The organism is Syntrophorhabdaceae bacterium, assembly GCA_035541755.1.
In the GTDB taxonomy this organism is placed as follows: Bacteria; Desulfobacterota; Syntrophorhabdia; order Syntrophorhabdales; family Syntrophorhabdaceae; genus PNOF01.
Genome location: DATKMQ010000100.1, coordinates 63,022 through 88,842, shown reverse-complemented (window position 1 = coordinate 88,842; position 25,821 = coordinate 63,022). Strand labels below are relative to the sequence as shown.

The 25,821-nt window shown below is 51.5% G+C and carries 27 protein-coding genes; 3 read left to right on the top strand and 24 right to left on the bottom strand.

The window, feature by feature from the left end:
* From VMT62_10460 to VMT62_10440, 5 genes are all read right to left on the bottom strand, one after another.
* A partial coding sequence (locus VMT62_10460) for a radical SAM protein (protein HVN96843.1) occupies nucleotides 1–1,386 on the bottom strand: 1,386 nt, incomplete at its 3' end.
* Nucleotides 1,386–2,393 carry a glycosyltransferase family 9 protein gene (locus tag VMT62_10455; protein HVN96842.1) on the bottom strand — a complete coding sequence of 336 codons (1,008 nt, stop codon included), beginning with the start codon at nucleotides 2,391–2,393 and terminating at the stop codon, nucleotides 1,386–1,388. The genes VMT62_10455 and VMT62_10460, both read right to left, overlap by 1 nt.
* A 40-nt stretch (nucleotides 2,394–2,433) precedes the next feature.
* On the bottom strand, nucleotides 2,434–2,871 hold the full coding sequence (locus tag VMT62_10450) for a thioesterase family protein (protein ID HVN96841.1): 438 nt from the start codon (nucleotides 2,869–2,871) through the stop codon (nucleotides 2,434–2,436).
* A gap of 1 nt (nucleotide 2,872) precedes the next feature.
* On the bottom strand, nucleotides 2,873–3,748 hold the full coding sequence (locus tag VMT62_10445; GenBank protein ID HVN96840.1) for a radical SAM protein: 876 nt from the start codon (nucleotides 3,746–3,748) through the stop codon (nucleotides 2,873–2,875).
* Complete coding sequence (locus VMT62_10440; GenBank protein HVN96839.1) at nucleotides 3,745–4,023, bottom strand: septum formation initiator family protein; 279 nt, start codon at nucleotides 4,021–4,023, stop codon at nucleotides 3,745–3,747. The genes VMT62_10445 and VMT62_10440 overlap by 4 nt, the downstream gene beginning before the upstream one ends.
* A 129-nt stretch (nucleotides 4,024–4,152) precedes the next feature.
* Between VMT62_10440 and VMT62_10435 the strand changes: the two genes are divergently transcribed.
* Nucleotides 4,153–5,229 carry a membrane dipeptidase gene (locus VMT62_10435; GenBank protein ID HVN96838.1) on the top strand — a complete coding sequence of 359 codons (1,077 nt, stop codon included), beginning with the start codon at nucleotides 4,153–4,155 and terminating at the stop codon, nucleotides 5,227–5,229.
* A 102-nt stretch (nucleotides 5,230–5,331) separates the two neighbouring features.
* Here VMT62_10435 and trpS read toward each other — a convergent pair whose 3' ends face one another.
* From trpS to VMT62_10340, 19 genes are all read right to left on the bottom strand, one after another.
* Nucleotides 5,332–6,315, bottom strand: coding sequence for a tryptophan--tRNA ligase (gene trpS / locus VMT62_10430; GenBank protein ID HVN96837.1), 984 nt, complete (start codon nucleotides 6,313–6,315; stop codon nucleotides 5,332–5,334).
* A gap of 370 nt (nucleotides 6,316–6,685) precedes the next feature.
* Nucleotides 6,686–7,174 (bottom strand): response regulator, encoded by a 489-nt coding sequence (locus VMT62_10425; GenBank protein HVN96836.1) that lies wholly within the window; start codon nucleotides 7,172–7,174, stop codon nucleotides 6,686–6,688.
* Nucleotides 7,175–7,204: 30 nt separating this feature from the next.
* Nucleotides 7,205–7,942: a HAMP domain-containing sensor histidine kinase gene (locus VMT62_10420; GenBank protein HVN96835.1), complete on the bottom strand. Its 738-nt coding sequence runs from the start codon at nucleotides 7,940–7,942 to the stop codon at nucleotides 7,205–7,207.
* A gap of 198 nt (nucleotides 7,943–8,140) precedes the next feature.
* Entirely contained in the window at nucleotides 8,141–8,779 is a 639-nt protein-coding gene (locus VMT62_10415) for an ABC-type transport auxiliary lipoprotein family protein (protein HVN96834.1), read from the bottom strand.
* A gap of 4 nt (nucleotides 8,780–8,783) precedes the next feature.
* The gene (locus VMT62_10410) at nucleotides 8,784–9,707 is read right to left on the bottom strand and encodes an MlaD family protein (protein HVN96833.1); all 924 of its coding nucleotides are present in this window, start codon (nucleotides 9,705–9,707) and stop codon (nucleotides 8,784–8,786) included.
* A gap of 10 nt (nucleotides 9,708–9,717) precedes the next feature.
* The gene (locus tag VMT62_10405) at nucleotides 9,718–10,485 is read right to left on the bottom strand and encodes an ATP-binding cassette domain-containing protein (protein HVN96832.1); all 768 of its coding nucleotides are present in this window, start codon (nucleotides 10,483–10,485) and stop codon (nucleotides 9,718–9,720) included.
* 41 nt (nucleotides 10,486–10,526) lie between these two features.
* Nucleotides 10,527–11,660, bottom strand: a complete 1,134-nt coding sequence (locus VMT62_10400; protein ID HVN96831.1) for an MlaE family lipid ABC transporter permease subunit — start codon at nucleotides 11,658–11,660, stop codon at nucleotides 10,527–10,529.
* A 103-nt stretch (nucleotides 11,661–11,763) separates the two neighbouring features.
* Entirely contained in the window at nucleotides 11,764–13,128 is a 1,365-nt protein-coding gene (locus tag VMT62_10395; protein ID HVN96830.1) for a sigma-54 dependent transcriptional regulator, read from the bottom strand.
* 117 nt (nucleotides 13,129–13,245) lie between these two features.
* Nucleotides 13,246–14,847 (bottom strand): HAMP domain-containing sensor histidine kinase, encoded by a 1,602-nt coding sequence (locus VMT62_10390; GenBank protein HVN96829.1) that lies wholly within the window; start codon nucleotides 14,845–14,847, stop codon nucleotides 13,246–13,248.
* Nucleotides 14,837–15,262, bottom strand: coding sequence for a Spy/CpxP family protein refolding chaperone (locus VMT62_10385; protein HVN96828.1), 426 nt, complete (start codon nucleotides 15,260–15,262; stop codon nucleotides 14,837–14,839). Before VMT62_10385 ends, VMT62_10390 begins: the two co-directional genes overlap by 11 nt.
* A complete protein-coding gene (locus tag VMT62_10380; protein ID HVN96827.1) occupies nucleotides 15,259–15,645 on the bottom strand; it encodes a YMGG-like glycine zipper-containing protein in 387 nt (128 codons plus the stop codon). The genes VMT62_10385 and VMT62_10380 overlap by 4 nt, the downstream gene beginning before the upstream one ends.
* A gap of 105 nt (nucleotides 15,646–15,750) precedes the next feature.
* Nucleotides 15,751–16,239, bottom strand: coding sequence for a Spy/CpxP family protein refolding chaperone (locus VMT62_10375; protein HVN96826.1), 489 nt, complete (start codon nucleotides 16,237–16,239; stop codon nucleotides 15,751–15,753).
* Nucleotides 16,240–16,580: 341 nt separating this feature from the next.
* Nucleotides 16,581–17,291 (bottom strand): twin-arginine translocase subunit TatC, encoded by a 711-nt coding sequence (locus tag VMT62_10370; GenBank protein HVN96825.1) that lies wholly within the window; start codon nucleotides 17,289–17,291, stop codon nucleotides 16,581–16,583.
* Nucleotides 17,261–17,887, bottom strand: a complete 627-nt coding sequence (locus VMT62_10365; protein ID HVN96824.1) for a DUF502 domain-containing protein — start codon at nucleotides 17,885–17,887, stop codon at nucleotides 17,261–17,263. The genes VMT62_10370 and VMT62_10365 overlap by 31 nt, the downstream gene beginning before the upstream one ends.
* 591 nt (nucleotides 17,888–18,478) lie before the next feature.
* A complete protein-coding gene (locus tag VMT62_10360; protein ID HVN96823.1) occupies nucleotides 18,479–19,426 on the bottom strand; it encodes an ABC transporter ATP-binding protein in 948 nt (315 codons plus the stop codon).
* Complete coding sequence (locus VMT62_10355) at nucleotides 19,419–20,408, bottom strand: ABC transporter ATP-binding protein (GenBank protein HVN96822.1); 990 nt, start codon at nucleotides 20,406–20,408, stop codon at nucleotides 19,419–19,421. Before VMT62_10355 ends, VMT62_10360 begins: the two co-directional genes overlap by 8 nt.
* A 1-nt stretch (nucleotide 20,409) precedes the next feature.
* Complete coding sequence (locus VMT62_10350) at nucleotides 20,410–21,345, bottom strand: ABC transporter permease (protein HVN96821.1); 936 nt, start codon at nucleotides 21,343–21,345, stop codon at nucleotides 20,410–20,412.
* A gap of 9 nt (nucleotides 21,346–21,354) precedes the next feature.
* Nucleotides 21,355–22,338 (bottom strand): ABC transporter permease, encoded by a 984-nt coding sequence (locus VMT62_10345; protein ID HVN96820.1) that lies wholly within the window; start codon nucleotides 22,336–22,338, stop codon nucleotides 21,355–21,357.
* Between the two features lies 1 nt (nucleotide 22,339).
* Complete coding sequence (locus VMT62_10340) at nucleotides 22,340–24,301, bottom strand: ABC transporter substrate-binding protein (protein ID HVN96819.1); 1,962 nt, start codon at nucleotides 24,299–24,301, stop codon at nucleotides 22,340–22,342.
* A 131-nt stretch (nucleotides 24,302–24,432) separates the two neighbouring features.
* Here VMT62_10340 and VMT62_10335 point away from each other — a divergent pair, with 131 nt between their 5' ends.
* Both VMT62_10335 and VMT62_10330 read left to right on the top strand, forming a co-directional pair.
* Complete coding sequence (locus VMT62_10335) at nucleotides 24,433–24,990, top strand: nitroreductase family protein (protein ID HVN96818.1); 558 nt, start codon at nucleotides 24,433–24,435, stop codon at nucleotides 24,988–24,990.
* A gap of 108 nt (nucleotides 24,991–25,098) precedes the next feature.
* Entirely contained in the window at nucleotides 25,099–25,659 is a 561-nt protein-coding gene (locus VMT62_10330; protein HVN96817.1) for a BON domain-containing protein, read from the top strand.
* The last annotated feature ends 162 nt before the right edge of the window (nucleotides 25,660–25,821 follow it).

Below are 25,821 nucleotides of genomic sequence, written 5' to 3'. Positions count from 1 at the left end.
ACCGATGAGTATCTCTTTCTCCTTACGCCAGGTCTTTCGGTCGAGGGCCTCGATTCTTTCCACCACATCACGATATTTCTTCTCCCCATCGATATCGGCATATCCATTGACGAAGGCGCAGAGCAAGGTCTTAACCTTGTCCACATAGAGGTCCACCTCCTCTCCAAGCATCATGCACGTCTCATCAGTGAAGTTGTCGAGCTCATTCATCTTCGCAAAGTCAATCTGGCCAGCCTTCTCCGCTATCTCATAAGCCTTTGTGCCCACAAAGGGGAAAAACAGGGACCATCGGAAACGTCCTGGCTTAATCCGGGCCAGAAGCTCCACCGTTTCTTTGATGTCCGCTACGGTTTCACGGGGAAGTCCTACCATGACAAAAGCCGATGTGTGGAGTCCAAATTGGTGCGCCACCCGGAAGGCATCCTCGATGTCTTTGTTTGACATGTATCTGTGCAGGACACCTCTTCGGATCCGGTCACTTCCGCTCTCCAGACCGAACTTCACGATTTTGCAGCCCGCGTCTCTCAAGTAGCCGGCCGTTTCGGCGTCGAATACCCGCGCATGCGCGTTGCACACAAAGGGAATGCGGGTCATGCTTTTGTATGCCCCGGTAAATTCTTTAAGCCAGGCCTTGTCGAATGTAAATATATCGTCATCGAAAATGAACATCCTTATGCCGCTGTAGTGCGAAAGCAGGTAATCTATCTCGGTGACCATCTGGTCTACCGTATGACGGCGAATGTAGTATTTCGGAAGATGGCCATGCTCCTTGTAAAGCCCGATGATCTTATGGTTAAGACAGTAGGTGCACCTGAACGGGCATCCCCGCGACGCGGTGAGTCCCACCCAGCCGTCTTTCGCGTCAATGAGTCTTTGAAAATCAAAGATCTCATAGTCTTTGAAAGGGAGCTTCGTAATATCCGTGAAGGGCCTCAAGGGCTCTATGACAGAGGCGCCCTGGGATTTATATCCCATGTTCTTCACGCCCTGAGGGCCCCCATTGCGAGCAAGTTCCAGCAAGGCCTCTTCTCCTTCTCCGACGCAGATATAATCGACCCACGGCTGAGACAATGTTTCATGGGGATCCATGGTAGCATGGATGCCTCCGAAAAGGATGGGTGCGGTGGAGTACTGCTTGATGTTTCGCGCGATCTCAAGCGCATACTTGTACTGGTTCGTGAGCACCGAAAACCCTATGAGGTCAGGTTTGATGGAAAGGACCTCCTTCCTGATCCGATCATGGTTGAGAGGAAATCCGAGTTTTTCGTTGATGTTGATGAGGTACGTTTCGATGCCTTCCTGCTTGAGAAGCCCTGAGATATAGGAGATGCCGTAGTTGAAGCCTATCTGTGTATTCAGGTTGGGATATATGAAGAGTACGCGCATTAATGGGCCCTGCTTTTGTTGTAAAGGTTCATTACGCTTTCAAAAACCTGATCGACGCTAATCTGCGTGAGGCACTCGCGTTCTTTGCAGTCCCTGTTTTTGCACGGGCTGCACGGGACATTGTTTGTGATGACCAGATGGCGTGCCCCATATGGCGCGTTGACCTTCACGTCGGTCGGGCCAAATATGGCAGCAACCGGCGTCCCTGCCGCGACCGCGAGGTGCATAACCCCAGTATCGCCGCCGATGTACGCGTTGGCCTTCTTGAGCAGGGCGAAAAGCTGGGGGATATTTGTGGGGCAGGCAAGTACCGCGGCGTCTCCGGCGAGCGCCTTAAGACGCCTTGCTTCCTCTTCTTCGCCGGGGCCCCAGAGGATCACCGTTTTGCCTCCCAGCGCCCGGTTGAGACGCGTGATGAGTTGTCCATACCGTTCCATTGGCCATCGCTTGAAGTCGGTACCTGCACTGGAAAAAGGATTAACGGCAAATAGAACAGAAGGTGCGTTGGTCTTCTTAAGAAAAGAGTCGATGAATGCCGTGGCTTCATCGGATGCGCTGAGAGCCACTTCCGGGACACCGCTCGCGCAGCCGAGATGGTGTGCGAGGAGCATGTTCCTCTCGACCTTGTGCATCCTTTTGTCCTGGCCGTTTACCCGATGGTGGTAGAAGAAGTGACTTTTTTCTTTGGCGTACATGTTCCCGAAGCCAATCTTCTTTCTCCCGCGGGCAATCATCGAAAAGATTGCACTCTTGGCTATGCCGTGAAAATCGATGATGAGGTCGTACTCGCGTTCTCTTAAACGTCGCAAGAACGGGAGCACGGCTTTACCGGTCCTGACAATATTACCCGTCTTGAGTCCTTGCGATGCCTCTCCCCTGGGAAAGAAGATGACCTCATCGACAAAATCCTGGCCACCGAGAAATTCGCCGACAGACCCCTCCACGAGCCAGGAGATATGATCATCAGGAAACCGGTCACGAATGGCCTTGACCGCAGGGATGCTCATCAGCACATCTCCAAGGGAACTTAACCGAATGATGAGGATGTTACTTGACCTTGACATTTCTCAGAACATTCAGAAGAAGTGGGGGGATAACCACGGGCTTTTTGTTTGCATTGACGCAGAGATGTTTGGTTCTTCCCTCGACGATGATTGTTTCGTCCCTGTATATGATGTAGTGAAAGGCGAGCCCCCTTGACTGCAACTCTGAGATTCGCGTCTTCACAATCAAGAGGTCGTCGTAGGTGGCCGAATTATAATATTTCGCCTCCATGCCTACGACCACGAGGTGATAGCCCAGGGCTTCAAATTCCCGGTAGGTGAACCCTTTCTCCCTCATGTATTCACTACGCCCGATCTCAAAGTAGGCCGGATAGCTACCATAGTAAACAATGCCCATCATGTCCGTATCGGCATAACGCACCCGCACGGGAACATCGACAAATTCCCCGTTCTGCTCAACACCTGTGGTCTGTCTTTTCATCTCAGAGCGCCCTCATAAATTCGGGACGCAACATGGAAGGGTCTTTCTGACGCAAGACATATTCAATGGCTTTGAGCATCTTCTGTTTCTCCTCCGGAAGCCACCCTTTGACCGGGAGATAGTTGGAGGCGTGATTGGATGCGAAGTACATGTGGTCAGCATCGATGTTCTTTATCATGACGTCAAGCTCCTCGAGGAGCATATAGGGATCGGGGACTTTGAACGTACCCTTTTTCACTTCTTCGGCAAGCGGTGTTCCCGGCACAACAATCACGCTTAACGCCCCTGCGTAATCCGGCTGAATCCTCGTGAGGAATTTACCTGTCTGTTCTGCGTGGATCGCGCTCCTCTCAACCCCTCCCAGGCCGAGAAGGACAGTGACAGAGAGGATGATGCCGGCCTCTTTTACCCTACTCGCCGCTTGAGCGGTCTTGTCGAGGATTGTTCCCTTGCACACCCGGTCGAGGACAACCTGGTCTCCCGACTCTACGCCAAGGTAAATGATACCTACGCCTAATTCTTTCAGGGTCTTGAGCTCTTCAACTGATTTCTTGAGAATCGATTTGGTATTACCGTAGAGGCCTATGCGTTCAAGTTTCGGGAATGCGTTCTTAATAAGCTCCACAATGGGTATAAGCTTTTTTTGCGGGATGATAAGCGCATCCCCGTCGGCGATAAAGACCTTCTTAATGTAGCGGGCGTATTGCCTGGCCTCATCAACATCTTCTTTTACTTCTTCGAAGGAACGGAGACGAAACTTCTTCTCTTTAAAAGAACCGCAGAATGTGCATTTGTTGTGGGAACATCCGATCGTTACCTGCAAAATCAGACTCTCCGCCTCGCTCGGCGGCCGGTAAATAGCGCCTTCGTATTTCATTTTTCAACCCTGTATACCTTTTCCCCATCCCTCACGAAACCGTACTTTATCCTCACCACATCTTCCAGATACTGATCATCTTTCTGCAATTTTTCCAGTTCCTGCGCGAGCATGGCGTTTTCCTTTTCTGTCTTTCGGATCGCTTGATCGATGGCACCTATTTTTCTTTTCGTCTTGATGCAATCGTAGACACCACCGTCCGAAAATGCTATCTGGAAAAAAAGCATGGATATAAGGATTATGAAGCCGTATCGCTTGACGGGATTTTCAGTCATGCTTTCACTATATTAACGGCAAGAAGGCAAAAAGTCAACTTTTCCAAATATTTTAGCGTAGGTTTGTGACGTTTTTTTCTTTTATACTCGATCTTCTTTCTGTATGATTATAATAGTACGGAGGAATCGATGAATAGAAGACAATTCCTGAAGACCGTCACGGCAGCCGCCCTGTCCTTGGGGTCCGGCACTATTCCCTTGCGCGCGGAGGAATCGACTCCGGGCAGTAAGCTTTTGAGTGAGATGCCTATTATAGACGCACACGCTCATCCCGCAATGATCTTAAAGGCGGAACCGGCAAGCTTGAGTGTAAGAGCCCAGGCAATAAGGAACATGAGGCAGTTAGGCACGGTTACGAGCAGTTTTTCCGCCGTAGGCGATGTCCCGAAAGCGGCCGATTTTTATGACCGAATTCCGGCCACTTATGAACGGGTGATCGAAGAGCTCGACCGTGCCGAAAAAGTGATCGAATTCACTGGCGCCAGGATCGTCCGAAAGACCTCGGATATTCCAAAGCTTTCCGATCCCGGAAACAAAATCGGCGGTTTCTTCGCGCTCGAGGGGGCAGATGTACTCGAGGCCGACCCGGGAAAGATTGACGATCTTTACCAATACGGGGTGAGGGCCATCGGTCTCGTACACTATCGGATAAACGCCTTCGGTGACATTATGACCGCTCCACCCAGGCATAAGGGGCTCACGAACGAAGGAAAGAAACTCATCGGCAAAATGCAGGAACTGGGCATCGCGGTTGATGTGGCCCATGCCCACATAGATACGCTAAGAGACATCGTTGCAATATCAGGTAAGCCACTCATCGATTCGCATACGAGCCTTACCTATACGGCGGAGTCCCTCGGGACAAGAAGCCGCTCGTGGAAGGAGATGGAGATGGTAGCGAAAACCGGCGGCGTCGTCTGCACGTGGCCCCTCGCCATAAGGCGCAGGAGCCTGCAACGAGAAACCTTTCTCGACTGGGCAAAAGAAGCGCTCGCCATGAGTAAGCGACTCGGCATCGAGCATATCGGCCTGGGTACGGATACCGGCGGCTTCTTCAAAGCCACGCGCATGATCGAGGGATACAAGGATATCAGGGATATCACAAAGCTTGCCGACGCCATGCTTCAGGTCGGATTGACTAAAGAGGATATCGCCGCCTTCATGGCCGGTAATGTCCTGCGCGTCCTCAAAGAATGCATAGGGTAGCGCCGGTCTTTTTGAATGGTGAACACCTAAGAATCCGGTTAGCCTAAACTTTCGTGGCCATGTATTATCGGCTTGATGATTCAAAGAGAAAAGACAAGCTGTCTACCGGGGCAGTAAGAGGCCGAGCGCATCATGCACCTCGGCCATGGTCTGTCTGGCTATTACGCTGCACGCTGAGGCGCCCTGTTTCAATACGTCGATAATGTAGTCAGGATCCTCCCGAAGGGCACGGGCCCTTTCACGAATTGGGGTCAGTTCTTTGCGCAGATTCTCGAAGAGCATCTTCTTGCAGTCTATGCAACCGATATCGGCCGATCTACAGCCTTTATCGATGGTGATCAGCATCTGGTTATCGGAAAAAGCCCTATGGATCGTGTAGATATTGCATATTTCCGGGTTTCCCGGGTCCTTACGCTTCACGCGGTTTACGTCCGTGACGGCGGTGCGTAACTTCTCCCAGATTGCGTCATCTTCTTCCATCACACCGATATAGTTGTTGAGCGTCTTCGACATCTTGGATGCGCCATCCACGCCTAAGATTCTGGGGGCCATGGACAGGATGGGCTGGGGCTCGGGGAAGACTTCGCCGAAACGTGTATTGAACTTCCGGGCGATCTCCCGCGAGAGTTCGATGTGCTGGACCTGGTCTTCGCCCACGGGCACGTAGCCCGCCTTGTAGAGAAGAATGTCAGCCGCCTGGAGCACCGGGTAGTCCAAGAGCCCCATGTTGATGTTGGCCCGGTGCTGTTTTGCTTTGTCCTTGAACTGGGTCATCCGTTCGGCATCGCCGATGGGGGTCACACAATTGAATATCCAGGCAAGTTCCGTATGTTCGTGTACATGAGACTGAACCATGATCTTGGCGTTCTCGGGGGATAGGCCGCACGCAAGAAGCACAAGCGCGGTATCGAGAATCCGTTTCTTGAACTCGTCAATGGGATATTCCACAATGATTGCGTGATAATCGACAACAGAGAAGATACAGTCGTACTCCTGTGTCAAGTAGACCCAGTTGCGTATAGCCCCCACGTAGTTACCGAGGTGAATTTCACCTGTGGGTTGAATACCGCTGAAAATCCTCTTCATCGATTCCTCCGGAGAAATAGTGCTTTAATCTACACCAAAGGGTGGCTTAAGCCAAGAGAAATTTATGTTTCGTACCGAGGCGTCGCTCATCCGGAAAGGATTGGGTGGACGATCTCAAAAGTCTCAGTATCGATGCAGGTATTCCCGTCAACTTCCTGGTGGACTTGCGATGGGGTCACGTATGGTGTTGACTCAAACGATATGTGAGCGAGTGTTTAAGCCCATACGAAGTGGCAGAACGAGCGCAGGCACTCTTTCACGACTATGACCGCGATAAAACCATACCCGAACAACTCACGCGGTCCGCGAACAAAATGGATACGTAAATTTCAGATTCTCAGCGACTCACAAATCAAGTCAAAAAAACGGCTTACTTAGCCCACTCTCTCCAGGGCATTCCCGTCTTCTTTTCCCAATCCGACTCGAATCGTTCGGTAAAGAAACTGTGCAGGTTCCTAGCGAGACGCATCCAGCCGGTATCGTAATCATATTTCAAAATGTCTTCGAGAAATGGCACTATTTCGCCAAGCTTGTCTTTGGGTAGATACGCTCTTGCCTTCATTTCGTAGGAACGTCTCAAAGCTTCGGGGCTTAAGGCGTGCGCCGTCAGTATAGCGGCTCTGAGTTTCTTCTTGACGGCTATTTCAAGAAGGTCAAAACCCTTCACCCCCATTATGTCGAGGATAGCGATGTCGTAAGGCCTGCTTTCCAGGAGCTTGACCGCCTCCTCAAAGCTCGTGGCTTTATCGAAGACGCAGGTGGGACAGGCATCCATGATCTCTTCCTGGAGCACCGTTAGCACATCCGGTTCATCATCCACAGCAAGAATTCGCTTACCGTTCAGAATAGATTCGCCCATGGTATCCTCCTTTTTCTTAAGTTTAATGGATTATAACGGTGGTATGCGAACAGTAAAGCATGAACCTGCACCTTCCACGCTTTTCAAAGCAATCTCACCGCTCATAGCCTCGATCAGGTTCTTCACGCAGGAGAGGCCAAATCCCATCCCCTCAGGAGCCCCCTCTTTGCCATTGACATCTGAAAATCGCTTGAAAACGTAGCTCTGTTTCTCTTTGGGAATTCCCGCGCCGTCATCCTCAACAGAAATGATGAGGTCCTTATCGCCCGTAACGCAGAGCTTCATGGTTTTCCGGCGGTATTTGAGGGCGTTGGATATGAGATTACGGATAATCTGTCTGATCTTCTTTCGGTCGTGCGAGAAGAAATCCTCGCAGTATTTTCCGCTTATTTCGATATCGATCCCGTGTTTCCGCAAGAGGTTGCTGAACTCTTTCCGGTCCTCAGTTTTCGACAGTTCTTCCTCAATGTCAGGCCTCACAACTCCCACGGCATCGTGAAAGGCGTCTCCGAGAACGTCTTGCATCAAGAATTGTTCTTTTCTGAAGCACCTTTCCTCCGAACGATAAACCTCAACCATCTCCTGGAGTAGCGCCTTTGCCTTGTCGGCATTGCGCTGGATCCTCTTTAAGGTCTCCTTTTGAGAATCATCGTACGGCCCGTATTTCTCTTCTTTATTCAACAGGTGAGCGGTACTCGTGGAAATGATTGCCAGGGGTCCGGTAAGATCATGTATGAGGAGATCGACTAAAGGGTCTTTAGGCGTCATAATGTCATCGCAAACATAGAGCTACCTCGAAAACACGCATTTATTGTACCACATTCTAACGGGTGAGGCAAAGTCAAAAACCGCAAACTCCCCGCTCACCTATATCAGTATGAGCCTGACCGAATCTTCTGTCAAGGGACTATTGCGTGCAACTGAATGCAGGTCTCTTAGGGAAACCGCCATGCCATTTTCCAGCGATCAGGGTGCCTTGAAAAAGCTATTCAGGTCCTTTATGAGCCCTCCGGAGAAAAGCGCCATGGCCGAGCTCAACCCGCCCGCCAAATCCCCGGGAGATCGCCCCGGAAGGGGGGCCTCGAACCGGTAGGTTTTCTGGAAAATAGGTTCGTCGTGACCTTGCTTTCCACCCTTATCGACGATCATAATGCTGACATGCAAAACGGCATGGCTGGACGCGGCCTCGTCGGCTTCGTAAAAATCCTCAATCGAGCCTTGGAGCACGTACCTCACGGGCTCGTCCGCATCGTATCGTAGCACACCTTTGAAGAGGCCGCAGTCTCTGAGATCTCGAATGAGAAGGTCGCTCACCAAATCGCCAGGGTTTACTATCCACAAACCGTAAGGATATTGATCAAAACGATACTGTGAGGGCTTGTACACCATGGCCGTGCTGTTGAAGGATTGAGCAACCGAGAACCGATCTACACGGATAAATTCGTTCACGGAGGTGAGTCCCCCGATCACCGGACGCTCGTAATCAAGGGTATAACGGTCCACGGAATATGGGACTTTTGTCCGTCCCAGGCAGCCCGTAAAGCTAAGCGCAATGATCAAAAACAAGCAGACGTTGGAGGAGAGTTTTCGGGTATGTCTCTTCATAGCGCTACCTCTTTTTTGCAGGCGGTTCACTGAAAAGAATCTCCGAAGGATCTGATTTCAGTCTGGCCAAAAGCTCTTCGAGGTTCTCGGAGGCCCTCCTCAGATTTTCGCCGGTCCTCACGAGCTCCGTGGAGATAATCCTCGTCTTCTCCGAGGCGCTGTCGATGAGTCGATTCGCCTTATCGGCGGTATCAGCGAGATTCAGGGCGTTCACCTCTTCTTTCACTTTCCTGATAACGGCTTTGGCCTCTTTCACGCTCTCCTGTGTATCATTCAGCACGGTGTCAAGTCTTCCGTCGGAAATAAGAGCGTTAAGCTGATTCGAGACTCTTTCAAGATGTGTGGTCATGGCGTCGAGGTTCGAGATAATCCGTTGAGTATGCTCGCTCCCCACGACTGTGTTGATATTTACCGCTGTGGACTTTATCTGGTCCGATATCCCCTTGAAATCAATTTGTTTCATCTGCTGGATGACGCTGTCGACACCGGTAAATATCTCATTGATGTCTGAGGGGTTTGAGGGGATCACCGGATACTCGGGGGCAAAGGAAAACTTGGGTGCCCTTGCCATGTCTTCGGGACGCCTGTGGTCTAATTCAACATACACGATACCCGTTATGCCTGCCGCCTTCAGCCTTGCGGTGGCCGTGTTTTCGAGGTTCGCAATTTCCCGTATTCGCATGACCACTTCTATCAAACGGTAATCCGGCGCAACGCGGATCCTGTCTACGATACCGATGTCTACGCCCCGGTATTTGACGCTTGAGTCTATTTGTAATCCCTGAACAGATTCATCGAAGTAGGTAACGTATGTCTTGCCCTTCTGCCAGTATTGTGAAGCGCCGAGCCATATAATAATAACGACCCCGCATGCGATACCAACAAGGACAAAGAGCCCTACTGTGAAATAATTTTTTTTCTTGAGCATGGCGCGGCCCTCACATTTTCTTTTGGTCTGCCTGTCTGTTAAAAAAGTTACTTACCCTCGGATCACCGGAGCGTTCTTTCAGTTCTCTGGGGTTGCCCTCGGCGATAATGCCCTTTGTATTCTTATCGAGCATAATTATCCTCTGTGAAAGATTCAATATGGTTTCAAGCTCGTGAGTTACAATGACCATGGTGGTGCCTATACCGATGTTGATCTTTTTGATGAGCGTGTCGAGCTCCGCCGCGGTTATGGGATCGAGGCCCGCTGAGGGCTCATCGAGAAAGAGAGTCGCAGGTTCAAGGGCCATTGCGCGGGCGATGCCGGCCCTTTTCTTCATGCCTCCTGACAATTCCGAAGGAAGATGGTTATCGTAGCCGGAAAGCTCAACCATGCCGAGTTTCATCTTCACGATATCCTCCACTGCTTTACCGGACAGATCCGTAAACTCTGTAAGAGCAAGTGCCACATTTTCTCCCACGGTCATGGAGCCAAAAAGAGCGCTTCCCTGAAAGAGCATCCCGATCCCCCTTCTCAGCCTTCTCATTTCATCTTCATCAATCTCAGTCGTGTCGACCCCGTTGATGACAATCCTGCCGGCTTCCGGCGTTTCGAGCCCGATCATGTGCCTCAAGAGCGTCGATTTCCCGCAGCCGCTCGGGCCGGCGATGACAAATATCTCTCCCTTCTCTACTGTAAAGCTTACGTCACTCAAGACCACATTGTCCCCGTAACGCACAGTAAGATCCTCTACCTCTATGACCGGTTCCCTCTTTTCCATCAGATACACGCCTTACGCTTTAGACAGCGTTTGACCCCTTTTCATTGGATATAGTGAAGTATTATCGCAAAGGTTGAGTCGATGACGATAATAAGGAATATGGCGGAAACCACCGCTGACGTTGTCGCGCTTCCGACCGCTTCCGCCCCGCCTCTCACCTGAAAACCCCGCTCGCAGCCTATCGCCGCGATGAATACTGCGAATACTGTGGACTTGGCTATGCCTGCCTCCACGTCGAAGAGCACGATAGCATTCATCGTTTGTTGCACATAGGTAAAGATTGTGAGGTTGAGACCCGCGACCCCAACAACCAAGCCGCCTATAACGGCGAAGATGTTGGAAAAACCTGTGAGGATCGGAACGACCACGAGGGAGGCAAAAAGCTTGGGAATGGCAAGGAACCGTATGGGGTTAAAGCCCATGGTGATGAGCGCATCCACCTCTTCGTTGACCCGCATGGTTCCTATTTCAGCGGCAAACGCCGATCCGGAGCGTCCGGCCACGATAATGGCCGTGATGATGGGTCCCAGTTCCCTAACCATGGCCACAGCCACCAGTGAGGCCACATAGATGTTGGCGCCGAACTGCTTTAATTGCAGGGCTGACATAAAGGCGATAATAAGGCCGAGCAGAAAACTGATAAGTGCTACTATGGGAACACCGTCGACGCCCACCTTTTTCATAGAGGAAACCACTTCAACCCATCGCACTTTTCTCGGATGTCCTAAGGAATAGACAGTCTCTGTGATAAGCTCTCCGAAGAAGAGAATCACCTCGTAGAGGTCCTTAAGCACATTGAGTGTTTCGTTTCCGATCTGTTCCACCAGATTGAGCGATCTCTCTGAGGCAGCGAGTGAGTGAGCGTGGATCGCATCCATGTCGACGAGGCTCATCATCTGTTCTTTTTTGCCGGAGGCGTGTATAACCGCAAAGGGAACAGACCTTTTTTCCGCTTCTTCTTTAAGTTCCGCCAGAAAAAGGGCCCCGGCGCTGTCGAGATACTCCACCTTCTCAAGGTCTACCGTGAGCCGGGAGGGGTTGTGCTCGTCAAAGATCAGTTGAATCTGAGAGAGTAACGTATCGAATTGTGAGAGCCCGACGTTTCCCGATAAAAGGATCGTGACATCACCGTTTCTTTTGCCTTCAAAGGAAAGAAAGGCTGCATTATCGGGCATATTTATCTATACCATACCAGGCGGGAAAACTGAAGCGGTTAAGAATAGTCCGAGAGGAGGCATCAAAGCCGAACGGCTTCGAGCTTGAAGGCGATACGAAGGACTATTCTCCGTTCCGTGAGCCTTTTACGATATGGTACTTCTTGATCTTATACCTGAGCATTCGCTCGCTCAATCCCAGGACAGATGCCGCTTTTGTCTGAACCCACTCGGAGGCGACAAGCGCGTCGAGAATCATGTTTCTCTCAATATCCTCAACGGTCTCCTTCATGTTCTTTTCCACTTGTGCCTTTGTCTCGCCTGAAAACACGGGCAGGTCCTCTTTGGAAATATAATCGCCCCGGGTGAGCACCACGGCCCGTTCGGTCATGTTTTCCAGTTCTCGCACGTTCCCCGGATAGTCGTATTTCATGAGAATGTCACGGGCATCTCTGGTCATGCCCTTGATGTTCTTCTTATGTTTCGCGTTGTATTTCTTCAGAAAGAACTCGATTAAAAGAGGGATATCATCCTTTCTTTCTCGAAGCGGGGGCACCGGAACGGTCACTACGTTGAGCCTGTAAAAGAGGTCTTCCCTGAAGGTCCCTTTCTTGACTTCTTCTTCAAGACTTTTATTCGTGGCCGCTATGATCCGGACATCCACTTTGATGGGATGAAGACCGCCGAGCCTTTCGATCTCCTTTTCCTGGAGCACCCTGAGAAGCTTGGATTGCAAAACGACCGGTATGTCAGCAATCTCATCGAGAAAAATAGTGCCTTTGTTCGCCAGTTCAAACTTGCCGATCTTTCTCTGATAAGCGCCCGTGAAAGCGCCTTTCTCGTAGCCGAAAAGTTCGCTTTCAAGGAGCGTCTCGGGTATGGCGGCGCAGTTGACCTTCACCAGGGGATACTCTTTGCGGTCGCTCAGCGAATGCATGAGATCGACGGCCATCTCCTTACCCACGCCGCTTTCACCGGTAATGATCGAGGTGGAATCAGTCTTGGCGATGCGCACGATAAGGCTTGCAACTTCGTGCATCTTCTCGCTGTGATATACAAAATCTTCGGATTTGAACCTGTCCTTCAGTGTCTCTTTCAAAACCATGTTTTCGTGGACCAGATATGTTTTCTCCTCCGTCTTTTTGATTTTGAAGAGAAGATCATCGAGATCGACCGGTTTCGTAAGGTATTCCGATGCACCCGACTTTAACGCTCCTACCGCATTCTCAATGCTGCCGAAGGCCGTCACCATAATAACCTCTGTTTCCGGGTTCATCTCTTTGAATTGCTTCAAAAGGGTCAATCCATCGGTGTCAGGGAGTCTGTAGTCAAGGAGTACGATCTCGAAGACATCGTTCTTGAATAGCTCCAGGGCTTCATGGCCGTTTCCCGCTTCTGACACCGTGTAGCCTTCTTTCCTGAGTAGTCCGGCTAGTAGCGACCTCTGTGAATCCTCGTCTTCCACAACAAGGATGCTTGCTCTATCCATATGAATAACCTCCAAAGAATAATCAACGAACCAATTTAGTAACGACCTGCCGGGTAGTCACCCCTTAAGCTGCGTTTTGCTTTTCCCCGGCAATCGGTCTTCTTAAACCCTTCTCAGTCATGTTGCCCTAACCCGTGTCTCTTCATCGCCCATGGTTCGGACCTGCTTCACCGGCAGTGTCACGACAAAAGTCGCTCCGTGTCCCTCATCGCTTATCACTCGTATCTCGCCTCCGTGGTCCTTAACGATCATATACGATATGGGGAGACCCACGCCCATGCCTTTGTCTTTGGTCGTGTAGTAATACTCGAAAATTCTGTGAAGCTCTTCTTCCTTGATACCCGGGCCGGAATCCTTAATGTGGATGGTCACGAAACCATCCTTTTCTTTTGCCAGCACCACAATACTCCCTTTTTGGCCTATGGCTTCAATCCCGTTGAGGATGATGTTGTAGAAGGCCTGTTTCAGCCTGTCCTTCTGGCATTCGATTCGGATGGCCGCATCCACTCTGTTGGCGACGACAATCCCTTTTGAAGCGGCCTTCTCCGTTACAATGGTGAGGACCTCGTCGAGCAGGGCGTAGAGGTTTTCACTGACGAAGGGGGCCTGAGCCCGGGTGGAGAGCAGGAATTCTTCTACAATCCTGTCAATCCTCACGAGTTCGCTCCTTATGATATCGAGGAAGGCGAGGTACTCCTCTTTCTTCTCTTCCGCCGGCAGGAATTCCCGTTTAAGCCGCTGGACCGAGAGGCTCATGGCATTAAGCGGGTTGCGTATTTCATGGGCCATGCCCGAGGAAAGTCTTCCAAGTGAGACAAGCCTCTCTTTCACCTCCATCTCCTTCTCCATTTCGCTCACCTTCTTTCCGTGCTTGCGTTCGAGAAGAAATATGGCAAAGGTACTCAATGCGCCGGACAGCGTGAGAAGAATGAGAATAACAACAAAACTGAGCGTGGTACTCCTGATAGTATTCTTTGCCAGATCCTTCGATATCAGTATCTCCACAGTATAGCCGGGGAGAAATTTCGAATCGAGAGGCCTTGACAGCACGAAGGCATCTTTCTTTTCGTAGCTCTGTCCCATGAAGGGCATTCCTATTCCCTTCTCGTCGTAAAGATTGATGCCCATGATATTGAACCGCTTTTCCTCTCTATCGAGGAGGTCTTGTATAATAAACTTCTTTCTTAAGAGTTCCAGCTCTGACTCGTCGATCTTGAAAAAGAAAATACGGTCTCTCACCCGAATACCCATAAAAAGGGATTTGTCTTTGCTCGTCGGCATTCTTAATACGGTCTCTTGCTGGCCGGCCACGAGCGGATGAAGCTGGGCTGCTGTTATCTGGATCATGCCTTTCTGCAAGATTATATTGCCGCCACTATCCAATACAAGAAGGTTCGCGAACGGGAGCTGGTCGAGCCGCGTGTTGTCCGTATTGCTCATGAGGTTGTAGAGATCTTCAACCATGGTCTCATCTGAAATCATAATGTTGAGAAAGTTGGGGGTTATGATGGCTGGGGATTTTTCCAGGAGGCTTAAATACTCAAGGTCAACATCTATCTCCTGCTTGATATGGTTATAGACGATTTCGCCTTCGCCTTTCAAAAGACCGCTGATATTTGTGGTAATGACCTTGATGAGCCCGAACCCCGTAGCGGTGATGCAAAAAAAGAATATGGCAAATAACAGGGTGGGAAAGATTATGGTCTTTTTATCGGCCATACCTTCTCGGCTGGCGAGGACCCATCAGTTTGATTCTTCTGTCCTCGTTATTGAGGAAGTTATCGTAGCGCTCCCTCTGTCTTTCGTTAAGAGTCCTTGAAACCTCCGATCTGTACTGGTGGTAAATGTTGTCCCGCGATGTCTCCAGTTCTCGTATATCGGTCTGGAGTCTTCCAATCCTTTCGGCATTGGCTTGAGGGTGTTTATCGAGTTCCTTGAGTTCGAGTCTTTTCTGCACAGATTCCCTTGTTATCGCGTTCCATTCACCGATGTATTTATTGCGTATGCCTTTAATCTGGGTCCTCTGAGGCTCTGAGAGATCGAGCCCCCTCTCGAAGTCAGAGTATGAATCCTGAGCAAGAACAGGGGGCACGTAAAGAAGAACCAGCAGAAAAAAAGCAAACAGCTTTGTCATGGATTGACCGGTACCCACACCCTATGGGCCGGTACCCATTTTCCACCTGACCACTGTCCGGGAACTTCAACCCATTGTCCCGGAGGGGCTTCTTGTGCCTGCGGCGCAGGCGCCGGAACAGCCACTGCCTGGGATCTCTGGGCATCTATCTTTTGATTCTGCACGTTCTGATCGACCGCGTTGCCACCTACGGCCCCTGCCAGCCCTCCAACCGCAGCACCAATAAGGGTTGATGCGGTGTCATGACCGATCACCTGTCCCGCAATGGCGCCCAAACCGGCCCCGATTGCAGCCCCTTTTTGTGTGTTATAACCTTCGGATGCACACGAAAACATGGTAAATCCAGTCGCAATGATTACAAGAGTCGCTAAAATTCCTTTCATGTTTCTCCCTCCTTTGAATTGGGAAGGTAGCTATGCCCCATTCAAGCCGCTACCTTTTATCCAAATATTTGGCTTTTCCCGGCCGCGTCTATACGGCCGAATCTTTTATGGCCTGGGTTCAGGCCCGTCCTCTCTCATGAACCTTCCGTTTCTAAAAGGCTCTCGCTCGCTCAGCTTCTGCAATTGTTCCGGGGTCAGTATCTTTCTTAAGTCGAGTCTCAGCTGGACCATCCTGTCCTCTATCTGATGTCTTAAGGCACTCACCTCTTTCTGTTTGGCAAGGATCGCGGCATCAGTGGCTTTAGGGTCCGCGTAAAGGGCCTTCAAATCCAGGGATTTCTGAAAGAGCTCATACCTTATCGCCTGAGTTTCATTACGGTACTTTTCCCTGAGCTGCCACATCTTGCTCATCTGGTCTTTGCTCAGATTGAGCCCCGCCATGGGACCCGCCTGCCCCCTGTCCATCCCCCCGCCCCGAGGCGGAGCCGAACCGTCCCGGCCCATGGGTCCGTTTCCCGGGCCCGCTGCGTATATAGTCGTCGTGGCGACCGCCAGAAAAATCAAGGCCATGGCCACGATAATACCTTTTTTCATTGTAACCTCCTTCATGCTTTTTTTCAAATCGGCCATACCTTGCGATGAGCAATATGCATGCCAGACACAATGTATCGCATAACATCATGAAATAATTGATGATGTGATCCAGAAAACGGACTAATTGGCTCGTAACGCAAGGTAATAAGTGTCGAACTTACGCACATGTGACGACAATTATGTCGAGGGCATTCGCGGGCACCTACGCAGCCCCGGTTCTTAATTCGCCGCGCGTAAAACAGATTTGAAATTTCGCGAGCGCGATCGCATGGCGAACACGTGCCCGGGCTCGCGAAGAAATCAAGGCGTTTTTCCTGGGACTTACAGCCCTGCATACGGCGCTATCGGTCAGCTCTTCCACGACTCCTCTCCGTGAGCTTCACGAGGACGATCCCCGCTTCATAGAGGACATACATGGGCACAGCGAGGAGCATCATGTTGTAGACGTCGGGGGTGGGGGTGATTATGGCAGCGGCGATGGCGATGAAAAGAATCGCGAACCTCCTCGTCTTCGAAAGCATCCGTGACTTCACAATGCCCATTTTAGCGAGGATAAGCATGACGATGGGGACCTCAAAAGTAGCTCCGAACGCAAAAATCATGGCGCTGCAGAACACAACGAAACGTTCCACGGATATCATGGCTTTTACGGCGCCGCCCTCGTAACTGATGAGGAACCCTATGCCCGAGGGAAGAACGAACCGGTAGCAGAAGAGACTCCCCCCGTAGAAAAGAACGATGGCGGAAAGTATGAAGGCGTAGCCATAGACCGGTCTCGTGCCAACCAGGTTTCTGATCTCACGCCACGCGAGGTAGATGATGAGCGGCAGCGCAAAGAAGATTCCTCCGTACAAAGCAAGCTGAAGGGCGGTAAGAAATACTTCCGGCAGGGAAAAGAAATAGATCTTGATCCCCGCCGTTTTCAGAAGAAGCTTCATAATGTCTCTGGCGTAGATGAAGCTCACAATGGCTGCCACAGCGACCGCGGCGAGAGACCTTAAGACGACCTTTCTGAAGCCTGTCAGGAAAGAAAGGGCTTTTTCTCTTTCCATGGCGCTTCAGTTCGGGCGGTCCCGAGGGAAATGATGTACTTCAGGGCGTCGTCAGCGGGGATATCGAGGAACGTGAGTTCTTCTTCCTGAACCAGGATAATGTAACCGGAAGTGGGGTTGGGGGTGGTGGGAATAAAAACAGAGCACAACTGTTTGCTGTTGATCTGGATTCTCTTCGTGACGAAGCCGATGGCGTATCGCCCGGGAAATGGATATTCCACGAGGACCACTTCCTTAAAGGATTTGATCCTGTCTGATGAAAAGGCCTCTGTCATGTCTTTCACCGACCCATAGATACTCTTCACCACTGGGATTCTTTTGAGGAGCTGCTCGCCGCGGGCAAGGGCCTTCTTCCCGAAGTAGTTCGAGGCAAGGATGCCGGTAATATAGGTAATGATGATAAAGAGGATAAAGCCCGCCCCGGGGATATAAAGCTCCCGACCGGAGAGCCGCGCGAGGGCGCTTTTCACGAGGGGGGCTACGAGCGGTTCAAAAAATGAAATGACAAAGTAGATAATGTAGAGGGTGACGATGAGGGGGATGAGTATAAAGAGGCCTGTGAAGAACTTACTCTTTATGTGTTTTGTTACGCTCATCTGTCCGTAATGTATAATTGAAGCCGCGGAAAGTCAATGATTTAATGGCGTTCTATTCTGAACGGGTGGATCGAACCTGAGGGCTTATGCCGGATCGGGTGGGTTACAGACCTTCTTGAGAATTCTCTTGACAGCTTATCTTTAAAAACCATGAATGTTATGTGTTTGGACACACGCGTGTTCAGGAACGTGTCTCTGCGCGTCCTGCCGTGTCATGCGCCTTCAGACGTACGTTCAGTACAGTCTTCGGCCAGCAAGACATATCAGTCCATGGCATATCCATCTTACCATTCCACGCGTGTGTCCACTCACGCCGTTCTTCCCGTATACCTTACGGGAATACCGGGATAGTCATGGAGCATTCAATTGATTCGCGCTTAAGCGCTTCAACCTATGACCGTGGTGGAATGGCCGCCTCACACTCCATGGGTTCGGTGGCCGGCGCATACGAATACGATAGCAACATCACCTCCATGGCGTATTGTCCTCTCGATGCCTACGCAACTGATGCCTACGAGAAGGATCAAGCATTCTCGGCAATAGCAACCCAACGATTCACCACGCCGCTTCGTCCGACCATCTCGCCCACGCTCATGGACGTAACACACACCTCACCCGATGGCCGGGCGAGACTTCGACAAGCTCAACCTCCCCTTGGCTGCATCCGGTTTCTGCTTTTGCACACCGGGCCGAAAACCTGCATCCCGGCTGCGCCGCAAACGCCGAAGGAGGCTCTCCGGTCAGGGGGCTAAAACCGCGCCGCTTTTTGGGATCAAGCGAGGGAATGGATGAGAACAATACCCTGGTGTAAGGGTGGAGGGGGTTCGCAAAAAGCTCTTCTGTCGGCGCCTCTTCCATGATCTTCCCCACATACATTACCATGATCCGATCCGCGATATGACGCACCACCGAGAGATCATGGGCCACAAAGAGATAGGAGAGAGAGAACCTGGCCTGGAGGTCTTCAAGGAGGTTTATGATCTGTGCCTGAATTGAGACATCCAGGGCAGAGACAGGTTCGTCGCAGACTATAAAGGTTGGGTTTACCGCGAGGGCGCGGGCAATACCGATCCGTTGCCTCTGGCCTCCGGAGAACTCGTGGGGATATCGGGAGGCCGCTTCTTTGGATAGGCCCACGATATCGAGAAGTTCTTCTACCCTTTTCGCCACTGAGACCTCACCCATAATGAGTGGCCCCTCGGCCACGATGTCGGATACTGTCATGCGCGGGTTAAGCGAACCGAAGGGGTCCTGAAACACAATCTGCATCTTCTTTCTGTATGCCTTGAGCTCACCCGGTGTGAGGTGAGCGATATCCGCGCCATCAAAGAAAATGCGCCCACCCGTGGGGTCATAGAGTCTCACAATGCATTTACCTACTGTCGTTTTTCCTGAACCGGATTCTCCCACGAGGCCTAGGGTCTCGCCTTTACCCACAGAGAAGGACACGTCGTCAACGGCCTTCACATGACCTACTGTGCGGCGCAAAAAACCGTGCTTCACAGGAAAGTACATTTTCAAACCGTTTACTTCAAGCATGATTTCTGTCCACCTCTCCGGCCCGAACCCAGCAGGCGCATCTGTGGCCCACGGCGACCTCCACGAGCGGCGGTTCTTCGAGCCTGCATCTTTCAATGGCGAGAGGACAGCGTGTATGAAACCGGCAGGCCTCCGGAAACTTGAGGGCCGAGGGAACCGTGCCCGTTATGGTATAGAGTTTGGCGCCCCGTTCGGTCCTTCCCGGCAGGCTCTTGAAAAGTCCTTCCGTGTAAGGATGCAGAAAGGATGCGAAGATCGCTTCGCAGGGGCCCGATTCAACGATCTTGCCCGCGTACATGACAGCAACCTCATCGGCCATCTCAGCCACGACGCCCAGATCGTGGGTAATAAGGAGAACGGCGCATCCGTTATCCTGCTGGAGGTCCTTCATGAGTCTCAATATTCCCGCCTGAATGGTAACGTCAAGGGCGGTGGTGGGCTCGTCGGCAATGAGGAGTGCGGGCTTAAGGCATAACGCCATGGCTATCATCACCCTCTGTTTCATCCCGCCTGAAAGCTGGTGTGGATAGCTTGACATGACGCCGCGGGCGCCCGGTATGCCTACCTTCGTCAAATATTCCATGGCCACCTCGCGGGCATCATTCCTTCCTATGCGTGTATGTATCTCTACCGCCTCCATGATCTGCGTCCCGACCGTGAACACGGCGTTGAGACTCGTCATGGGCTCCTGAAATATCATCGATGCAAGCCTTCCCCGGATATCGCGCATCTCAATTTCGGAAAGCGACGCGATCTGCCTGCCTGCAAGCGTAATATTCCCCTCCACTATTCTCCCCGGAGGAGACGGGACCAATCTCAAGACCGAGAGGGCCGTGACCGATTTTCCGCAACCGGATTCTCCCACGAGGCCGAGCGTCCTGTTCCTTCCGATGGAAAGTGAAACGCCGTCTACCGCACGGGCTATCCCCTCGTCCGTAAAAAAATACGTGTGCAGATTATCTATGTTCAGTACATCGTCCATATCAGCCCTTTCTCAACCTCGGATCCAGCGCGTCCCGCAATGTGTCGGCAAACGTATTGAAGGCCAGGACAAGAATAAAGAGAAAGGCCGAGGCTGTACTTAAGTTCCACCAGATGCCGTTGGCGAGCTCCCTGTCGGCCATCATGATCATCCTTCCCCAGCTGCCCGTGCCTGGTTCCACACCCACACCGATGTAAGTAAGTACCGTCTCGGTCATAACGAGCGCAGAGAAATCGAGGGTAATCTCAATGATCACGATATGCATCACATTAGGCAGGATGTGACGAAAGATGAGCCTTGCATCGCTCGCGCCGAGTGCACGTGCCGCCTCCACGTATTCCATGTTCTTCACCTTCAGGGTCTCGCCCCTGATGAGCCTGCACAGTCCGACCCAGCTCGTAACCCCGAGCGCCACACAGAGCTGCCACAAGCCGCGCTCCATGATCATGAGCATAGCAATAAGCAGGAGTATGCTCGGGATGGACGAGAGCACCTGATAGACATACTGAATGAGATCATCTATGAAGCCGCCGTAGTAGCCCGCAAAAAGTCCCAGCATCACGGCAAACAGGGCCGCGATCAGCGTGGGGACAATACCGATGACAAAGGCGGTCCTCACCCCTTTGAGCCCATTGTACAAAACGTCCTCGCCAAGATTGTTCGTACCCAAAAGGTGCCGGGACGCGAGCGCAAATTCTTTTCTGTTGAGAAGGCCCCTGTCTGCAAGCGGCGGAGAATAGGACTTTTCGGGCTCCTTGTTGAAAGCCGCGTCAAGCGCAGTCCGGCCCCACCTTATGCCTGAAGCCTCCCTCACGGGCAGAGGTATGCAATCGAGGCAGGCCACGAGCGCAAAAATGCAGATGACCAAGAACCCTGCCACAGCGAGCCTGTCTTTTCGAATCCTTCTTATTGCTATCTTGAGATGCGACTCAGTCACACACTTTCCTCACTTAAAACTTACCCTGGGATCAACAAGCGTATAGCTTATATCCGTCAGGATACTGCCAGCGATATAAAGCAGAGAGTAGATATAAACAAGCGTCCTGATCACGGGATAATCATGATTGTTGATCGCGTTGATCATGAGATTACCCATGCCCGGTATGCCAAAGAAGATCTCCAGAAGGAGACTTCCGGTGATGAGAAATGGTATGGAGAGCACCGTGGTGGTAAGGATCGGTATCATGGCATTCTTCAACACATGTTTGAAGAGAATGCCTTCTTCGCTTACGCCTTTGGCCATGGCCGTTCTCACATAATCGGCGCGGACTTCATTAAGCATGATGGTCCGGTAGAACCTTACCCCGCCGCCGAGCCCTGATGCCACGGCAAGAATCACGGGTAGCAAAAGAAATTTCCAGGCGCCCACACCGAAGTCATAACCGTAAATGGGAAAGTATTTAAACACAACGGCCAGAAGATACTGACCAAAAATTATGTAATTGAGAATAGCGATGCTCATAAGGATCACGCAGATAAAGAGCGCAAGCTTATCGATGTATGTGCCCCTGTAATAGGCGATGAAAAGCGCAATAGGGAGCGTCACGATCATGGAAAGCAGGAAGGCCGGCACGGTGAGAGAGAGCGAAGGACCGATCTTTTGTTTCAACAGGCTCGTCACCTTTTCATGGAGGTAATCCGATTCCGGAAACTGGAAGAGTACGAGTTCCCTCATGTGGTTCCAGAAGCGACTATCGAAGGGATGAAGCCTGCCGTCTTTTTCCCTGTGAAGATTGAAGAACATGGGCTTATCCATGCCATGTGAAGCGACCCAGGCTGCAATCTGCGTCTCTGTGGGGTTCTTTCCGAGCTGCTTTCTCGCCACGGCCTCGGGAGAGGCAAACACATTAAAAAGCAGAAAGGTCACGAGGCAGACGCCGATGACCGTGGGTATAGCGAGGAGAAATCTGCGCACTATGTAGGAGAGCATACTATCTCCTCCTCCTTCTATATTTGATGAGCACCGCGGGAGCGAGGATGATGGCGAATAAAACCAATCCGCAGATGAGCGCTGTAAGGTTCGGCTTATCCTCATGCCTCCAGTAATCCCGCCGCGCGCCGGAATCGATACGAATATATTTCTTGTAGTTCCCGGAAATGCTATGCGCCTTGCCGTTCTTGTACCATGCGTGGCGCAACACATAGGAGGGTGAGTGGAAACTGAATATCCACGGACATTCCTCGGTGACAATTGCGACCATTTTATGGATGATGGCCTCGCGTTCCGGCGAATCCTCCATGCCTTTCATACGCTCATAGAGTCTGTCATATTCAGGATTGGAAAATGCCGAGCTGTTAGGGTTTGGCGGCGCGTTCGGCCCGTAGAGGAGCTGGAGGAAGTTCTCCGGATCGGGATAGTCGGCAACCCAGCCTAGAGAGAACATCTGGAATGTACCTTTATGGCTTCTCTCAAGCTGCTGGGACCACGTATTGACCTGAAGTTTCATCTTAATGCCGAGTTGTTCGAAACACCGCATGTCAAAGGCCGCCACCTCGCGGGCCCTGGTAGAATCTGAGCCGATGTCATAGGTGAGCTCAAGCTGTTTTCCCGTTTTTTCATCAATCCCATCAGGATAGCCTGCACGAGCGAGAAGTTCCTTTGCCTTGGTCAGGTCATAGGTTTTATACGGGTTCTTCAACAAAGGGTCATATCCGAAGATACCGGGCGGCAAAGGACCCTGCGCGTTGATCGCCCGTCCGTTCATAAAGATCTCGTTATAGAGGTCCGTGTCGTAGGCGAGAGAGAGGGCCTGTCGGAGATATTTGTTCTTGCCGAGCACGGGGTCGCGCATATTGAAGGCAAGATAGTAAATATCGAGATCGCTCGCTATCTCGAGGCTTATACCTTTTTTGATAAAATCGCCGGAGAGCTCCAGGTTCTTGGTGACCACCCGATCGAACTGGTCTTGCGGCACGCCCGAGGTATCGAGATAGCCTTGAAGAAAGAGGAGCCAGACGGGCTGGGCCGTGGATATGATCGAGTACCAGACCTCGTCGAGAAAAGGCAATCGCTTTCCTGCGTCGTCAAGTAGGCCCTTTTCGGCGTCACCCGGTGCACCGGTTAAGGGGTAATACTCTGCCCGGAAATTGGGGTTACGTTCGAGTACGATCCTGTGCTGTCTCTTCCAGGATTTCAGTTTGAAAGCGCCGGTACCCACCGGATGGCGCGAGAAGCCGTCCCTTCCCGATGCGTTGTAGTATTCGACCGCCTCATGCGCAACCGGGGCCGTATACGGCATGCTCATGACGTAGATGAAAGCGGGAAAAGCCTCGGTCAGGGTAATCCTGAGCGTGCGGTCGTCGACGGCTTTTAAGCCTTCTATCTCCTGAGAATAATCCGCCTTTCCTGCCGCCGCCGCTTTCTTGAAGAATGCGTCGATCCCTTTTATCTTGTTGGCCACAAGCCAGTATCCCGTGGATTGTACTGCCGGGTCAGCGAGCCTCTTGATCGCATAGACCACATCCAGAGCGGTAACGCGCCTGCCCTTGCCTTGAGGAAAGCAGGGATCATCCTGAAAATATATGTCGTCTCTCAGGGTGAAGGTATATTCCATCCTGGTCATTTTCTTGGTTATGCCCTTTTCCACAACATTTTCGGAAAAAGTATGTTTCACGGGATAGTCTGCTGCGAGCGCCGGCACTACCTTGTAGGGTCTATCGAGGTAGGCGTTCTGGTAAAGGGCGTCATAGATCTGTGTCAGTATCTCGGCAGAGGTGGTGTCGGAGACCTGCGCAGGGTCGAGTGTCCTCGGGTCCTCGCCGAGCGCCGTGTAGGCGATCACCTTGTTGCTCTCGGGGGGATAGGGATTATTTCCACAGGCGGGGACCATCACCATCAAAAAAAGAAGCGCGAGCACAGCGATCTGTCTTCGTGCCTGAATTCCGGCGTTCATGGAACATAATCTATAGGCCCCCACAGTGGAAGTCAACTAAAAATCCCCTTTAACGGCGCGTCTCTTTCAGCTGCGGCGCCGCGAAAACTCGCGCTCTTGACAATCATGGGTACCAGCGCCATAATGAACACATGGACCTGTTGAAAGTGATTCAGGAGCGAAGAAGCGTGAGAAAATACCGGAACGATCCGGTGCCTGATGAGATAATCACTGAAATCCTGGAGGCGGCGAGACGGTCTCCCTCATGGGCCAATACGCAGGTCTGCCGTTTTATTGTGGTTAAGGACCCAGGCATTAGAGAAAAGCTTGTCGATGCCCTGCGGCCGGGTAACCCCGCTACCCAGGCCATGAAGCAGGCCCCGGTCATCATCTGCGTGGCCGCAAAAAGAGGGGCTTCCGGTTACGGGCGTGGCGAGCCGAGAACGAACAAGGGTGACTGGTTCATGTTCGATAGCGGCATCGCCATGGAACATATTGTGCTTGCCGCGTGGAACTTCGGCCTGGGCACCGTCCACGTCGGTTCTTTCGACGCAGAAAAGGTCGAAGCTCTCTTGAAAATTCCCGAAGGATTCAGCATGGTCGAAATGACGCCTCTCGGTTATTTCGATGATCCTGTCGGCCCCGAGACGCCACGCAAGCCTCTAAGCGAGATAGCTTTTCTCGATACTTTTGGCAAGGCACTGAAATGACCTCGTGGGCAAAGCTGAGGCTTCCCTGACGGTGACGTCGTGCGCGAGACCGTGTGTTGTGAGAAAGAGACCTCAACCGATACAGAAAGAGAAAAGGAGAAAATATAGATGAAGAAGCATCTCATGATAATCTGTGCACTTATTTCGTCGGTGTTATGCGGCTGCTCCACGGTCTATCAATCGACTTACGGTGTTGCCGTGGAAGAGCGCAGCGTCAAGACAATCGCCTCTGACGAGAAAATTAAACTCACGATCCAGCAGAGATTCCTGCAAGACGATACGGTGAAGATCCTTGATATCTCAACGTACTGCTACTACGGTCAGGTCTATCTTGTGGGTGAATACGAGACCGAAAAAGAGAGAGACAGGGCGATGCAGCTCGCAAGTACCGCGTCGGGCGTCAAGTCCGTAATTCCCTACCTGCTTCGCAAGAAAAAGTCAGATACATGCGGGATAACGGACAACCTTGAAATCAGCACCAAGCTCAAAGCCAAGCTCATCGCGGATAAGGACATCTGGTCAACGAACATCGATGTGAAAGTAGTACAGTGCAATGTCGTTCTCCTGGGTATCGTCGGCTCAGAGAATGAAATCGCCAAGGCTATTGCCCATGCAAAGAGCGTGGGAAGCGTAAGAGACGTGACCTCCTATCTAAAAGCGACCCGTTGATGGCAATACGGTTGTGTTCTGTCTGAAAGCCGTTTTTGTACGCACCGGGATTTTGAGATTTCATGTGAACGCGATTACAACTTCTCCGGGCGGCCATCGGGGTTGACCGGCTAGCCCAATTTCCTTATACTCCTTGAATGTGCGATCGTTGTTGTAGCTATT

What these genes read in the sequence shown, in the direction of transcription:
- VMT62_10455 (HVN96842.1), bottom strand. Translation starts at nt 2,393, where the DNA reads ATGAGCATCCCTGCGGTCAAGGCCATTCGTGACCGGTTTCCTGATGAT.
- VMT62_10450 (HVN96841.1), bottom strand. Translation starts at nt 2,871, where the DNA reads ATGAAAAGACAGACCACAGGTGTTGAGCAGAACGGGGAATTTGTCGAT.
- VMT62_10445 (HVN96840.1), bottom strand. Translation starts at nt 3,748, where the DNA reads ATGAAATACGAAGGCGCTATTTACCGGCCGCCGAGCGAGGCGGAGAGT.
- VMT62_10440 (HVN96839.1), bottom strand. Translation starts at nt 4,023, where the DNA reads ATGACTGAAAATCCCGTCAAGCGATACGGCTTCATAATCCTTATATCC.
- VMT62_10435 (HVN96838.1), top strand. Translation starts at nt 4,153, where the DNA reads ATGAATAGAAGACAATTCCTGAAGACCGTCACGGCAGCCGCCCTGTCC.
- trpS (HVN96837.1), bottom strand. Translation starts at nt 6,315, where the DNA reads ATGAAGAGGATTTTCAGCGGTATTCAACCCACAGGTGAAATTCACCTC.
- VMT62_10425 (HVN96836.1), bottom strand. Translation starts at nt 7,174, where the DNA reads ATGGGCGAATCTATTCTGAACGGTAAGCGAATTCTTGCTGTGGATGAT.
- VMT62_10420 (HVN96835.1), bottom strand. Translation starts at nt 7,942, where the DNA reads ATGACGCCTAAAGACCCTTTAGTCGATCTCCTCATACATGATCTTACC.
- VMT62_10415 (HVN96834.1), bottom strand. Translation starts at nt 8,779, where the DNA reads ATGAAGAGACATACCCGAAAACTCTCCTCCAACGTCTGCTTGTTTTTG.
- VMT62_10410 (HVN96833.1), bottom strand. Translation starts at nt 9,707, where the DNA reads ATGCTCAAGAAAAAAAATTATTTCACAGTAGGGCTCTTTGTCCTTGTT.
- VMT62_10405 (HVN96832.1), bottom strand. Translation starts at nt 10,485, where the DNA reads ATGGAAAAGAGGGAACCGGTCATAGAGGTAGAGGATCTTACTGTGCGT.
- VMT62_10400 (HVN96831.1), bottom strand. Translation starts at nt 11,660, where the DNA reads ATGCCCGATAATGCAGCCTTTCTTTCCTTTGAAGGCAAAAGAAACGGT.
- VMT62_10395 (HVN96830.1), bottom strand. Translation starts at nt 13,128, where the DNA reads ATGGATAGAGCAAGCATCCTTGTTGTGGAAGACGAGGATTCACAGAGG.
- VMT62_10390 (HVN96829.1), bottom strand. Translation starts at nt 14,847, where the DNA reads ATGGCCGATAAAAAGACCATAATCTTTCCCACCCTGTTATTTGCCATA.
- VMT62_10385 (HVN96828.1), bottom strand. Translation starts at nt 15,262, where the DNA reads ATGACAAAGCTGTTTGCTTTTTTTCTGCTGGTTCTTCTTTACGTGCCC.
- VMT62_10380 (HVN96827.1), bottom strand. Translation starts at nt 15,645, where the DNA reads ATGAAAGGAATTTTAGCGACTCTTGTAATCATTGCGACTGGATTTACC.
- VMT62_10375 (HVN96826.1), bottom strand. Translation starts at nt 16,239, where the DNA reads ATGAAAAAAGGTATTATCGTGGCCATGGCCTTGATTTTTCTGGCGGTC.
- VMT62_10370 (HVN96825.1), bottom strand. Translation starts at nt 17,291, where the DNA reads ATGGAAAGAGAAAAAGCCCTTTCTTTCCTGACAGGCTTCAGAAAGGTC.
- VMT62_10365 (HVN96824.1), bottom strand. Translation starts at nt 17,887, where the DNA reads ATGAGCGTAACAAAACACATAAAGAGTAAGTTCTTCACAGGCCTCTTT.
- VMT62_10360 (HVN96823.1), bottom strand. Translation starts at nt 19,426, where the DNA reads ATGCTTGAAGTAAACGGTTTGAAAATGTACTTTCCTGTGAAGCACGGT.
- VMT62_10355 (HVN96822.1), bottom strand. Translation starts at nt 20,408, where the DNA reads ATGGACGATGTACTGAACATAGATAATCTGCACACGTATTTTTTTACG.
- VMT62_10345 (HVN96820.1), bottom strand. Translation starts at nt 22,338, where the DNA reads ATGCTCTCCTACATAGTGCGCAGATTTCTCCTCGCTATACCCACGGTC.
- VMT62_10340 (HVN96819.1), bottom strand. Translation starts at nt 24,301, where the DNA reads ATGAACGCCGGAATTCAGGCACGAAGACAGATCGCTGTGCTCGCGCTT.
- VMT62_10335 (HVN96818.1), top strand. Translation starts at nt 24,433, where the DNA reads ATGGACCTGTTGAAAGTGATTCAGGAGCGAAGAAGCGTGAGAAAATAC.
- VMT62_10330 (HVN96817.1), top strand. Translation starts at nt 25,099, where the DNA reads ATGAAGAAGCATCTCATGATAATCTGTGCACTTATTTCGTCGGTGTTA.